General features: G+C 72.9%; 13 protein-coding genes and 1 pseudogene. 8 read left to right on the top strand and 6 right to left on the bottom strand.

Annotated features, from left to right (window positions below):
- Positions 1 to 56: 56 nt before the first annotated feature.
- Both APR03_RS23160 and APR03_RS23155 read right to left on the bottom strand, forming a co-directional pair.
- The gene (locus APR03_RS23160; protein ID WP_253839605.1) at positions 57 to 584 is read right to left on the bottom strand and encodes an HAD domain-containing protein; all 528 of its coding nucleotides are present in this window, start codon (positions 582 to 584) and stop codon (positions 57 to 59) included.
- A 111-nt stretch (positions 585 to 695) separates the two neighbouring features.
- Positions 696 to 2,021 (bottom strand): NAD(P)/FAD-dependent oxidoreductase, encoded by a 1,326-nt coding sequence (locus APR03_RS23155; protein WP_253839603.1) that lies wholly within the window; start codon positions 2,019 to 2,021, stop codon positions 696 to 698.
- Positions 2,022 to 2,153: 132 nt separating this feature from the next.
- On the opposite strand from APR03_RS23155, the gene APR03_RS23150 reads away from it, so the two are divergent.
- Both APR03_RS23150 and APR03_RS23145 read left to right on the top strand, forming a co-directional pair.
- Positions 2,154 to 2,519 (top strand): hypothetical protein, encoded by a 366-nt coding sequence (locus tag APR03_RS23150; protein ID WP_253839601.1) that lies wholly within the window; start codon positions 2,154 to 2,156, stop codon positions 2,517 to 2,519.
- Between the two features lie 188 nt (positions 2,520 to 2,707).
- Positions 2,708 to 3,727, top strand: a complete 1,020-nt coding sequence (locus APR03_RS23145) for an SGNH/GDSL hydrolase family protein (protein ID WP_253839600.1) — start codon at positions 2,708 to 2,710, stop codon at positions 3,725 to 3,727.
- Positions 3,728 to 3,757: 30 nt separating this feature from the next.
- Here the strand turns inward: APR03_RS23145 and APR03_RS23140 are convergent, their stop codons facing one another.
- Positions 3,758 to 5,167: an FAD-dependent oxidoreductase gene (locus tag APR03_RS23140; protein WP_253839599.1), complete on the bottom strand. Its 1,410-nt coding sequence runs from the start codon at positions 5,165 to 5,167 to the stop codon at positions 3,758 to 3,760.
- A gap of 164 nt (positions 5,168 to 5,331) precedes the next feature.
- Between APR03_RS23140 and APR03_RS25060 the strand changes: the two are divergent.
- Positions 5,332 to 5,931 (top strand): annotated as a pseudogene (locus APR03_RS25060) (AraC-like ligand-binding domain-containing protein); the annotation flags it as partial.
- A gap of 152 nt (positions 5,932 to 6,083) precedes the next feature.
- The gene (locus APR03_RS23130) at positions 6,084 to 6,314 is read left to right on the top strand and encodes a helix-turn-helix transcriptional regulator (protein ID WP_308216536.1); all 231 of its coding nucleotides are present in this window, start codon (positions 6,084 to 6,086) and stop codon (positions 6,312 to 6,314) included.
- A 44-nt stretch (positions 6,315 to 6,358) separates the two neighbouring features.
- On the opposite strand, the gene APR03_RS23125 is transcribed toward APR03_RS23130, so the two are convergent.
- Positions 6,359 to 7,516 (bottom strand): serine hydrolase domain-containing protein, encoded by a 1,158-nt coding sequence (locus APR03_RS23125; protein ID WP_253839597.1) that lies wholly within the window; start codon positions 7,514 to 7,516, stop codon positions 6,359 to 6,361.
- A 55-nt stretch (positions 7,517 to 7,571) separates the two neighbouring features.
- Between APR03_RS23125 and APR03_RS23120 the strand changes: the two genes are divergently transcribed.
- Complete coding sequence (locus APR03_RS23120) at positions 7,572 to 7,946, top strand: MerR family transcriptional regulator (RefSeq protein ID WP_253839596.1); 375 nt, start codon at positions 7,572 to 7,574, stop codon at positions 7,944 to 7,946.
- 22 nt (positions 7,947 to 7,968) lie between these two features.
- On the opposite strand, the gene APR03_RS23115 is transcribed toward APR03_RS23120, so the two are convergent.
- Complete coding sequence (locus APR03_RS23115; protein ID WP_253839595.1) at positions 7,969 to 8,907, bottom strand: pirin family protein; 939 nt, start codon at positions 8,905 to 8,907, stop codon at positions 7,969 to 7,971.
- Between the two features lie 94 nt (positions 8,908 to 9,001).
- On the opposite strand from APR03_RS23115, the gene APR03_RS23110 reads away from it, so the two are divergent.
- From APR03_RS23110 to APR03_RS23100, 3 genes are read left to right on the top strand one after another with little or no spacing between them, the layout of a single operon-like run.
- The gene (locus tag APR03_RS23110; protein ID WP_253839594.1) at positions 9,002 to 9,511 is read left to right on the top strand and encodes a MarR family winged helix-turn-helix transcriptional regulator; all 510 of its coding nucleotides are present in this window, start codon (positions 9,002 to 9,004) and stop codon (positions 9,509 to 9,511) included.
- Positions 9,512 to 9,536: 25 nt separating this feature from the next.
- The gene (locus APR03_RS23105; RefSeq protein WP_253839593.1) at positions 9,537 to 10,424 is read left to right on the top strand and encodes a VOC family protein; all 888 of its coding nucleotides are present in this window, start codon (positions 9,537 to 9,539) and stop codon (positions 10,422 to 10,424) included.
- Positions 10,425 to 10,464: 40 nt separating this feature from the next.
- Entirely contained in the window at positions 10,465 to 10,803 is a 339-nt protein-coding gene (locus tag APR03_RS23100; protein WP_253839591.1) for a GNAT family N-acetyltransferase, read from the top strand.
- Between the two features lie 24 nt (positions 10,804 to 10,827).
- Here APR03_RS23100 and APR03_RS23095 read toward each other — a convergent pair whose 3' ends face one another.
- Complete coding sequence (locus APR03_RS23095; protein ID WP_253839589.1) at positions 10,828 to 12,084, bottom strand: glutaminase; 1,257 nt, start codon at positions 12,082 to 12,084, stop codon at positions 10,828 to 10,830.
- Positions 12,085 to 12,160: the final 76 nt, after the last annotated feature.

The following is a 12,160-nucleotide window of genomic DNA, read 5'->3' as shown; positions in this document are numbered from 1 at the left end:
TCCAGGTCTCGCGCCGTCGTCCGTGGTCACCGCGTTCTCCTGCCTCATGCCCTCCACTACGCAGAGGTGCCGCCAGAGGTTGCGTCGGGCAGGCCGCCCAGCCACGCGGCGATCTCCCCGACCCCCGCGGCGGTCAGACCGACGGCCGACTCCACCCGCAGCACGAGCGACCGGCCGCGGTGCTCGCGCTCGATCCACTCCAGGTCCGCGTCGCTGACGTCGTCGTCGACCCACACGAACGGGCGGCCCGCCGCCTCGCGGACCAGGGCCCGCGTCTTCCAGCCCAGCCCCTGCGCGTCCGGTGGTCCGTAGCCGGGCAGGTCGGCCACCGGCAGCGTGGGCAGCCCGGCCCGCGGCCCGACGACGACGTTCGCGTCGCCCATCCACGCCGTCGCCCACACCACGTCGCAGCCGAGCCCGAGCAGGAGCGGGCCGAGAGCCGGGTCGATCAGGTCGAGCTCCGGGCGCGGCGTACCCGGAGCCGGCGGTCCGGACCGCGGCTCCGGCAGCATGCCGGGGCCGCCGAACGGCAGCAGCGTGCCGTCCACGTCGAGGAAGATGATCGGGCGAACGTCGTCGGTCACGGGCGAAACCCTAGCCGCCGGCCCCGGCCCGCTCCCCCTGCGAACCCGAGGTCGCTCGGCTTTCACGGCGACCAGAGCCAAGCAACCTCGGGTTGGAGACGAAGGGGGACGTCAGCCGGCGGGTGGCTCCGGGTGGTCGGCCGGCGGCGCCGAGGTGTCCAGGGGTACGGCGGCCGACCGGACGATCCCGAGCTGCACCGACTGGCGCCCCAGGACCGCGTCCAGCAGCCAGTCCACGGCGGTGCGCACCCGGTTGCCCGGCATCGCGACCAGGTGGTACCCGCGGGTGACGACCTTCGCCGCCAGTCCCGACAACGGGATCTGCAGCGGGTTGGCGGCCGCCTGCCAGCCGCCGAGATCCACGACGAAGCCGAGGTCGTGGTGCTTGTAGCTGCGCGTCTGCCCGTACCCGAGCGAGGCCGCGACGTTGCGCCCGGCGAGGGCGCCCTGCCGGCTGGCGTGCTGCGCCGTCATCGCGGTGACCTCGCCGGGCCGGGTGACGTCGGGCACCGCCGCGGCGTCCCCGCACGCGAACACCTCCGGGTGGCCCGGCACCGTGAGCGTGGTGTCCACGACCAGCCGGCCCTTCAGGGTCTCCAGACCCGTGCCCTCGACCAGCGGGTCCGGTCGCACCCCGACGCACCACACGAGGGTGCGGGCCGGCACCACCTCTCCGGTCGTGAGCCGGACGCCGTCCTGGGTCGCCTCGTCCACCGAGGTCCCGGTCCGCACCTCGACGTGCCGGTCGCGCAGCACGCGGTCGGCCGTGCGCGACAGGCGCGGGTCCAGCTCCGGCAGCACCTTCGGCGCCAGGTCGAGCAGCAGCCACCGCATCCTCTGGTCGGCCAGGCCGGGATGCCGACGCCGGAGCGCGTCGGTCAGCAGCGGGCCCTGGGCCGCGACCTCGGTGCCGGTGTACCCGGCGCCGACCACCACGAACGTGCACCGCGCGTCCCGCTCGGCCGGGTCGTCGGTCGCGGCGGCGAGCTCGACCTGCCGGATGATGTGGTCGCGCAGGTACAGGGCCTCGGCCACGCCGCGGAAGCCGTGCGCGTGCTCGGCCACGCCCGGCACGGGCAGCAGCCGGGTCACGCTCCCGGCGGCCACGACGAGCCTGTCGTAGCGCAGCGAGTGCGTCCCGCCCTCCGGATCGGTGTACGCGACGGTGTTCCGGTCGGCGTCGATCGAGGTCACGTCACCGAGCGCGAGCCGCACCCCGCGCAGCGTGGCCGGGATCGAGACGGTCACCCGGCGCGGATCGATCACCGCCGCCGCCACCTCCGGCAGCAGCGGCAGGTACAGGAAGTAGTCGGTCCGGTTGACCAGCACGACCTCGACGTCCGCCTCGCGCGGCAGAGCGCGCAGCAACGCCTTCGCGGCGTCGTACCCCGCGAAACCACCGCCGACGATCACGACCCTCGTCCGGCTCTCGTCCATCGTCGGCCTCGCCTCGGTCGCTGAGCACCCACGCCTGTGCGGGTGGATTCCAGGATGGCACGACGCCGACCACCGGCCACTCGGGCGCGCACCCTCTCGACAGGACCACCGCGTCCGGTCGAAGATCTACGCATGCGGCGCACCGTGCGGGCACTCATCGGCGTCACGCTCGTCGGAGCGGGCGTCGCCAGCTGCGCCGGAACGCCTTCGACCGGCGGGCCGGCGTACGCGGAGTACACCGCGAACCAGCCCGGCACGGGCGACGGCGCCCTGCTGACGGGCACCGTCGAGGACACCGCGGGGTGCCTCACGGTGCGGACCGACCTGGACACCCGCTACGTCCCGGTGTTCCCCGACACGGGTGAGTCGTCCCGCGGCCTGCGGCCGGGCGACGACGTCTCTCTCCGCGGCGGCGAGCTCGAGCGGGTGCCCGGCGACGTCACCCTGCCCGAGGCCTGCCCCGCGTCGGGGCCCTTCTGGCTCGTCGTCGACGGGTAGCGTGCCCTCCGTCCCTGCGGGCCGGGCGCGATGACGACCACCCGCTGACTCGCTCCGGGCACAGCGGCCAACTGACGAAGATTTGGTTAATTTTTTGCTGACCATTGCGCAGTAGTGTAAATATCTCCTATAAAGGTACGGATCGGGTCACGCCGACGTGACCCGACGGACCTTCGGGGGGCTGCTCCATGAAGCTACGTCTCGTGCGCGTCCTTGCCGCTCTGGCGGCGACAAGCCTGGTCACCGTGGGGCTGGTGACGTCGGCGGCACCACCGTCGTACGCCGCCGGGGAGTCCTACGTGGCCCTCGGCGACTCCTACTCGTCAGGCACCGGTACCCGGACCTACATCAACGACGGCACCGAGTGCCTGCGCTCGACCTACGCCTACGCGAGCCTGACCGCGGCCGCCAAGGGCTACACCCTCAACTTCCGGGCCTGCTCGGGGGCCGTGGTCGCCGACGTGTCGAGCACCCAGGTCGGCGCCCTGAGCTCGAGCACCCGGTTCGTGACCATCTCGGTGGGCGGCAACGACGCCGGCTTCGCCGACGTGCTCACCGAGTGCGCCCTGCCCGCGTGGGCCAGCGACTGCGCCGGCGCGGTCGCCGGGGCACGTACCTTCATCCAGAGCACCCTGCCGGGCCGGCTCGGCACCCTCTACACCGCCATCCGCACGCGGGCACCGAACGCGAAGGTCGTCGTCGTCGGCTATCCGAAGATCTTCATGGGCGAGGACTGCAACATCGCGACCTTCTTCAGCCCCGAGGACGAGGCGGCGCTCAACAACGCCGTCGTGCTCATCAACTCGGTCACCGCGTCGGCCTCGTCGGCCAAGGGGTTCACGTTCGTCAACCCGGTCAGCAGGTTCACCGGCCACGCGGTGTGCGACTCGACCGAGTGGATCAACGGCTTCTCGAACCCCGTCCGCGAGTCCTACCACCCCAACCGGCTCGGGCACTCCAGCGGCTACCTGCCGCTGGTCAGCGGTGTCCTGACCGGCACGAGCGTGGCGGCGACCCCCGCCGTGACGGCCGCGGCGCAGGACGACGCCACGCGGCAGGCCGCACTCCAGCGGACGTACGCCGAGCAGGACCGGAAGATCACACCGAAGCTGTTCCGGCCGCCGACCGAGGAGCGGCTGCGGGAGCTGGCGAAGGAGAGGGGTGTCGACTACGACGCCTGGCGAGCGGGGGGCGGCTCGGCCGGCTGACCCCGGTGGGACCGTGGGGCGGCACGGCGGTCACGCCGCTCGCTCGTTGGCGGCGACCGCCCGTGCCAGCAGCTCCGGATCCGCCAGGACGGCGGGGTGACGGAGCATGTACGAGACGTCGTTGAACGCGTGCGCCAGCTCCCCGTCCACCAGCGTGGCCGCGGCGATCTGGTCCATGGCCCGGCGTCGCTCTCGCACGCCCTGGGGCACGTCGGTCCCGTTCTGCGCGTCGAGGCGCGCGCCGTCGCCCCCGGCGGAGACGGCCCAGGCGGCGTCCACGACCACCTGCTGGGTGCGGTAGAACTCGCGGGCGACGGCGTCGAGGTCCGGAGCACCGCCGAGGTACGCGGCCAGGCACGAGGCGTGCAGCGCGGCGGAGCTCATGCCCTGGCCGTAGATCGGGTTGAACGACGCGACGGCGTCCCCCACGGCGACCAGGCGCGCAGGAAGGTGGTCGGCGTCGGCGAAGTGGCGTCGACGGTTGTCGGCCTGGTGGTAGGTCTCCACGCCCCCGACGACGTCACCGGCGACGGCCTCGGCGAAGACCGGCGGCAGGGCTGCGCAGGCCGCCCGGAACTCGGCGACGGTCCGACCGGGCCTGCTGTCGCCGTACCCCATCAGCATGGCGATCCACCGCATACCCTCGATCGGTTGCACCGCCGCGGTGGACACGCCGTGCCGGGAGTGCCCCGGCGTGAAGAGTGCCAGTGCGCCAGGCCTCTCCAGGTCGGCGAGCTCGACGGACCGCTCGAAAAGGGCCGTCGCGTAGTTGATCGAGATACCCAGCCGCTCGAGCCGAGGCTGGTCGTAACCGCTGTCCCCGAGCCAGCTCGACAGCCTGCTGGAGCGCCCCATGGCGTCCACGACGAAGTCCACGTCCAGCACGCGTGCGCCGTTGTCGCCCTGATCGCCAGCAGATCGTGAGGTGTAGCGGACGCCGTCGACGGCGTCCCCGTCGTACCGCAGGCCGATGGCCCGGCCACGCAGGACCGTCACGCCCGGGCGGGACACCACCCGGTCCCTGATCAGCGACTCCAGCAACGGGCGTCCGATCGCGAGCAGGTGGTGCCCCTCGGCGTCCAGCGCCTGCGGCACGCCGTCGAGGAACGTCGTCCCCTGGCCCGGCACGAGGGACGCACCCCGCTCCTGCGCCTCCTTCGTCAGGCCCGGGACCCACCGCTCCAACCACTGCTGTCCGCCCGGGAGCAGCGTGTGCACCTGCAGGCCCTGGGGTACGCCGGGGCGCGGCCCTGCCGTCCCGGAAAGGTCGTCGGGCTCGATGACGACCACCCGGCGCGCGCGGTCGGAGAGCACCCGCGCCGCCAGGAGCCCTGCGATGCCGCCGCCGATCACGCACGCCGTGTCGAACAGCAGGGTCGCATCGCCGGGAGGCGCGGCCTGGACCAGCGCCTCGAAGAGTGCGGGCGGGGACTCGATCATGGGACGTCTCCAGAGCGGTAGGGAAGGTTCGTGCGACACCTTGCTGCACCCCGTCCACCGAGGTCTTGTTCCTGCCTGCCACGCGGCTGGTACGTCCTGGCCACCTCGGACGAGGTGCGCCGTGACCCGCCGGCCGGCGGGTCTCGCGCCCGTACCCTGCTGCGATGGACGACACAGCCGGCACCACACCCTGGCAGGTCGGCGGCACCACGGCGCCCGTGGTCGACATCGTGGTGGCGAACGCCGACGAGAGCCGGAACCGTGTGCTGCTCGACGAGTGGCGCCGCCAGGCGGGCGGATCGCTGCAGGTTCCTCCACTGAGCCTGCCCCGGCACAGCGAGGGTGCGTACCGGGTCCGCATCCACGCCGGGCACGTGCTCGGGTTCCCGCTCGAGCACCAGTACAGCGACGCGATCGCGGGACGAACCGGCGGCCCGGGCGGGCACCACGGTGACCTGATCGTCGTGCACGCCGTGCTCAGTGGCGAGTGGCGCTTCACCTCGGGCAGCCGGCACGCCAGAGCACGAGCGGGAACCGTGTGCGTCCGCAGGAACGACGAACCCTGGGTCATGGAGACCGGTCGAGGCACGCGAGCGGTCGCGGTGGGCCTCCCCGTCGATGCGATCCGGTTCCCGTCGGGCGGGCCCGCCGTCGTCGTCGAGCAGAGGTCGCCCGCCGCCCGGTTGCTGCTCGCCCAGCTACGTCTCCTCACCCAGGTGGCAGACGATCTCGGACCCGCAGCGGCGGTCGCGGCACGCAACGCGACGATCGAGCTGTTCCAGGGGCTGGTGAACGACCAGGTCGTGGACGACGCGGAGCTCGTCCCCGCACTCGTCGAGGCGGCCAAGGAGTACATCGAGACCCGCCTGCTCACCGAGCCGGACCTGAGCGCCCGGACATCGCCCGCGAGCTCCACGTGTCCGTGCGCACGCTCTACCGTGCGTTCGCCCAGGGGTCTACGTCGTCGGTCATGGCGTACGTCCGTGAACGACGCCTCGACCGCGCCCGCCTGGACCTGTCCGGCACACGCCTGACGGTCTCCGAGGTCGCCGCCCGCTGGCAGTTCGCGGACAGCAGCCACTTCGTCAAGGCGTACAGGAAGCGGTTCGGCACGACACCGGCCGCTGACCGGCACCACCTGCCCTGACGGGCGCACCGCTCTCGGGGTCGTGCCGCTCCCGGTCGGTCCGGTCACCGGATGCCCCCCGGCGGGAGAGCGCCCGACGCCCGGTAGACCGCGCGCACGTAGGTGGCCGCGCGTGCCGAACCGAGGATGTCGCCACCCATCTCGTTCATCACGTAGGCGATGGTGAGCCGGCGGTCGAGGTCCGCGACGGCCATCGACCCGCCCCAGCCGCCCCAGAACGCGACGCGGCCCGGCGGGATCCACGGGAGCGTCCTGTCGTCCGGCAGGGCGAACCCGATCCCCCACCGCACGTGCAGGCCGTTGACCAGGTCGACGCCCTGCGCCTGCTGGTCGAGGACGAGGCGGACGGTCGAGGGCTTGAGCAGGCGCCCCGCAGCGGACGCACCCTCGAGGGCCAGCGGGGTCATGAGGTCAGCGACCGACGCGGCGTTCCCGTGCCCGTTGGCCGCCCCGAGCTCGGCGGCGCGCCAGGCCTGGGTGTTCGCCGACGACGCGGAGAAGGCCGGGCCGTTGAAGGTCCGGTACGCGATCCCGTCGGGGTCGAGGCCCGACAGGTCGGCGGCGGCGGGCGGTATCACGTCGGAGACCCTCCGCAGATCCTCGGCTCGCGCGCCGATCCGGAAGTCTGCCCCGATCCGGCGGGACAGGTTCTCGTCGACGAACTCCCGCAGGGACCGGCCGCTGACCCGGTGCACCAGCTCCCCCAGCAGGTGACCGAAGGTCAGGACGTGATACCCGGACGCCGTACCCGGCTCCCACCACGGTGCCTGTGCCGCGAGCCGGTCGGCCGTCGCGCGCACGTCGTAGAGATCGTCGAGACGCGCCGGCTGGTCGAGGCCGGGCAGTCCGGCGGTGTGCGACAGGAGGTGCCGGACCTCGACCCGGTCCTTGCCGCGGGCCGCGAACTCCGGCCAGTACCGCGCGACGGGTGCGTGCACGTCGAGCTCTCCGGCGTCGACGAGCAGCAGCACGGCCAGGCTGGTCACGTTCTTGGTGATCGACCAGACGTTGGTGACCGTGTCCCGCGCCCACGGCCGCGTCCTCGCGGCGTCCTGGTGACCGCCCCAGAGGTCCACCACACGTTCGCCGTCCAGGTCGACGGCGAGGGACAGCCCTGTCTCGGCGCCCCTGCGGAGCGCGTCCAGCACGGCGTCGCGCACGGGTTCGAACCGGGGCGCCACGGTTCCGTTCAGCTCGTTCATGGCGCGAGCGTCGAACATTGACACATGTGTCAAGGTCAAGGCCTACGCTGGTGGCATGCGAGTCGGTGAGCTGGCGAGCCGCGCAGGAGCCTCCACGCGCCAGGTCCGCTTCTACGAGGCCGAGGGTCTGATCACGTCGGCACGGGGACCCAACAACTACCGGGACTACGACGAGGGTGCCCTGGCCAGGGTCAAGCAGATCCGCGAGCTGCTGGGGGCGGGGTTGTCCGTCCGGATGATCCGCCGGATCCTGCCGTGCCTGGAGTCGCCCGTCGACCCGATCGTCTTCGAGGGCGTCACGGACGAGACGGTCGCCGTCCTGGAGCGCGAGCGCGACCGGCTGGACGACCGCATCGACGTGCTGACCCGCAACCGCGACGCCGTGTCCGCCTACCTGGGCGAGCTGAAGGCCCGGGCGCTGCCCGCGTGACGGCGCCGTCTGCGTGGCAGGTCTACCGCGCGGGTGGGTTGCGTCGCGGCAGGATGACGACGTCGGGCACCGGCGGCGCGGGCAGCCGCTGGCCCTGGTGACCCTCGACCGTGCCGAAGCGTCCCGAGTCGGCCTCCCAGTCCTGGCGGGCGTGCAGGATCTCCTCGTGGTCGCGGGCCACGAAGTTCCACCACATGACGATCTCCTCCTCGAAGGGCGGACCGCCGAGCAGGACGGTGCGCGCCGGGGCGTCCGAGCGGTTCGCCAGGGTGAGGGTACCGGCGCCCGGGGCCACGTAGCCCAGCTCGGCGGGCGGGACCGCCGTGCCGTCCAGGTGCACGTCGCCGGCGTCGACGAGCAGGCCGTGCTCGAAGCCGGGGTCGACGGAGAGCGTGACCGTGGCGTGCGGGTCGAGGTCGATCTGCGCGCCCAGGAGGGGTGTGAACGTGCGCACCGGGGAGGTCGCACCGGCCAGCGAGCCGAGGAAGACCCGCAGCTCGGCACCGTCGACCCGGACGGGCTCGGGCACGTGGTGCTGGAAGTCCCGCCCGGCCGCGCGGTCGGCGTCGGGCAGGGCGACCCACAGCTGGACGCCGTGGAGCACGGTCGTGTCCGCGGTGGAGACCTCGGAGTGGGCGATGCCGTGGCCGCCGGTCATGAGGTTGAGCTCGCCGGGGCGGATGAACGAGTGTGTGCCGAGGCTGTCCCGGTGCTCGATCGTGCCGCTGAACAGCCAGCTCACGGTCTGCAGCCCCGTGTGCGGGTGCGGCGGCAGGTCCATGCCGCCCGGCCCGACCTCCACCGGCCCGTAGTGGTCGGCGAAGCACCAGGCGCCGATCAGGGTCCGCGCCTTCTGCGGGATCGTGCGGCGCACCTGCAGGGCGCGCGGCCCACCGAGCGGGACGTCGCGGGCCGAGAGCACCTCGACGCCGCCGGGCTGGACGGCGGGGTTGTCGGTCATGGGCTCGCTCCTCGTGGGATCCGGGTCACGCCATCGGAATTGACGTGACAATCCTGTAGCGTGCAGAGTTGACGTGTCAATCCCCGGAGGTGCCATGGCTCAGGGCAGGCGCCGCGCGATGCCCTCGCGCGAGCAGCTGCGCATCTGGCGCGACTACATCGAGACCACCGAGCTGCTGCGCACCCGCCTGGAGGGGCGCCTGCAGAGCGAGTCGTCCCTGTCGTCCGCCGACTACCGGGTGCTGCTCGCGCTGAGCGAGGCCGACCGGACGACGCTGCGCTCCTCCGCGCTGGCCGAGCGGGTCGGCTGGCAGCGCAGCCGGCTGTCGCACCACCTGGCGCGCATGGAGAAGCGCGACCTGATCCGTCGGACGCCGTGCCTGGACGACGTGCACGGCGTCGACGTGCACCTGACCGACCTCGGCGCGGAATCGTTCCGGCGCGGCTCCGTGCCGCACCTGCGCTCCGTGCACGAGCTCTTCGTCGACGCGCTGACCCCGGAGCAGCTCGCCGGCCTGGACGCCGCCGTCACGGCCCTGCGCGAGCACCTCGACCCGGAGGACACCGGCCTGTCCCGGCGTCGCGACACCGGACGGAATAGTTGATGTTTCAATCCAGTTGGCGGTGGCCATGAGCACAGAAGCACGCCTCGCAGCCGACACCGCGATGGGCGCGGTCACCCTCAACGTCGCCGACCTGGACGCGATGACGGCCTACTACCGCGACGGGGTGGGCCTGACCGTGCTGGAGCACGCCGGCCCCCGGGTGGTGCTCGGGCGGGCCGGACGCGCCGTCGTCGTGCTGGTCCACACCCCGGCCCTGCGGCACGCCTCGCCCCACGACGCAGGACTTTTCCACACCGCGATCCTCTTCGACAGCGAGGCCGCCCTGGCCGCTGCCGTCTACTCGGTCGCACGCCTGCGTCCCGGGTCGTTCACGGGGTCCGCCGACCACCTGGTCAGCAAGGCGTTCTACTTCGACGACCCCGAGGGCAACGGCGTGGAGCTCTACTGGGACCGCGACCGCACGCAGTGGAGCTGGACCCACGGGCAGGTCGAGATGGGCACCCTGTTCCTGGACCCGAACGCGTTCCTGCAGGAACACCTCGACGAGCACGGCCGGGCCGGGCAGCCGACCGGCGACGCCCGCGTGGGCCACGTGCACCTGTCGGTCGGCGACGTGGCGACGGCCCGCGACTTCTACGCGACCCGCCTCGGCTTCGACGTCACCTACGCGCTCGGCGACCAGGCGCTGTTCGTCAGCGCCGGCGGCTACCACCACCACATGGCGATGAACGTGTGGCGCAGCCGCGGCGCCGGCCGGCGGCAGCAGACCCTCGGCCTGGGCCGCGTGGACATCGCGGTGCCGTCGCCGGACGACGTCGGCGCGCTGACCGAGCGCCTGCGGCACTACCGCGTGCCGGTCCAGGACGACGGCCGGACGGTCAGCTTCGAGGACCCCTGGGCCAACGCCGTCCGCCTCAGCGCGGAACCGGACCACACCCCGAGCACGGACTGACACCGCCGTGCCGACGCCCCACCACGAGAGGACCACCGCCATGACCGAGCAGGCGCAGGACCAGCACGGCGTGACCGTCCGCGACAACCCTGGCGAGAGCCGGTTCGACGTCTTCGTCGACGGCACCCACGCCGGGCTCTCGGCGTACCAGGACTTCGGGGAGACGCAGCGGATCTTCTACCACACGGAGGTCTTCGACGAGTTCGAGGGCCAGGGCCTCGCCGCCGTCCTCACGCGCACCGCCCTGGGCGACAGCATCCAGGCGGGGCACCGCATCGTGGCCGTCTGCCCCTACGTCAAGAAGTGGCTCACCACGCACCGGGACTTCGACGACGCCACCGACCCCCTGCACCGGGAGCACCTGCGCGCGCTGCGCTGAGCGGCAGGCGACGAGCCCCCTGCCTCACAGCAGGTCCGGGTAGGTACCGTCGCCCAGGTCGGGGTCCGGCAGCACGCCCGCGGGGTCGCGGAGGGCGACGGCGCGGCCGTCCAGCCGGAGCCGCCGCAGCCCTTCCAGCGTCATGCGGCGGCCCAGGTCGGTGAACGAGTGCACCCGGGTGGCGTCGAGCACCACGTCGTGCGTGCCCTCGGAGTCGGCCATCAGGTCCAGGAGCTCCGAGGCGGCGGTCAGCTGCACCGTGCCCCGCAGGGCGAAGGTCACCGTGCCCGGCGCCTTGTCCACGCCCCCGTCCACCTCCACCTCCACGTCGACGGCGTCGAGCCGGCCGCCGTCCGAGGCGAACAGGTGCATGCCCATGTCGCGGGAGAGCCGTTCGAAGGCGAGCCGTCCCCGCCGGCTGTTGCCGTGGGAGTCCAGGCGCGGCGAGAAGGTACCGATGCCCACCCGGTCCGGGAGCACCCCGACGATCCCTCCGGCGACACCGCTCTTGGCGGGGATGCCCACGCGGGTGAGCCAGTCGCCCGCCGCGTCGTACATCCCGGCTCCGGCCATCACGGCCATGACGTGCCGGGCGACGGCGGGGTCCAGCAGCCGCTCCCCGGTCACGGGCTGGACGCCCCCGGTGGCGAGCGTCGCGGCCATCACGGACAGGTCCCGGACCGTCACCAGGATGGAGCACTGCCGCGTGTACCCCTCCACGACGGACGGCACGTCGCCGTCAAGGATGCCGTAGTTGCGCAGCATGTAGGCGATCGCGAGGTTGCGGTGCGCCGAGCCCAGCTCGGAGGCGCACACCCGTTCGTCGACCCGCAGCTGCCGCCCCGCGAGGCGGGAGAAGAACGCCAGCGCCCGCTCGACCCGCTCCTCCTGGGAAGCCTGCGCGCCGACCAGGAGGGAGTGTGCGGTGATCGCCCCGGCGTTGATCATCGGGTTCTTGGGGCGGTGGGTGCCGCCCTCGAGGGACAGCTCGTCGAAGGCCTCCCCGGAGGGCTCCACGCCGACGGCCCCCAGCACACGGTCCAGGCCACGGTCGATGATGGCGGCGGCGTAGGCGAACGGCTTGGAGATCGACTGGATGGTGAACTCGGTGTCGGCGTCACCGGCGGCGTAGGTGCGGCCCAGCGTGGTGGTGATCGCCATGCCGAGGCGCTCGGGGTCGGCCTCGGCCAGCTCGGGGATGTAGTCGGCCGTGGCGCCGCTGGTGTCGCCGCGCAGGCCGTCCAGCACCTCGTCCAGGTAGTCGGGCACGGGGGTCTTCATGGGGCTGGTCCTTGTCGAGTAGCTGTCGGCCGCCGGCCGGGGTGTCCACGATCCTGCGGTCTCCCGGCGCTGTGCG

This window comes from Promicromonospora thailandica (assembly GCF_024171955.1).
GTDB classification, from domain to species: Bacteria; Actinomycetota; Actinomycetes; order Actinomycetales; family Cellulomonadaceae; genus Promicromonospora; species Promicromonospora thailandica.
The sequence above is the reverse complement of the archived record's forward strand: the minus strand, read 5'-3'. Positions and strand labels throughout refer to the sequence as shown.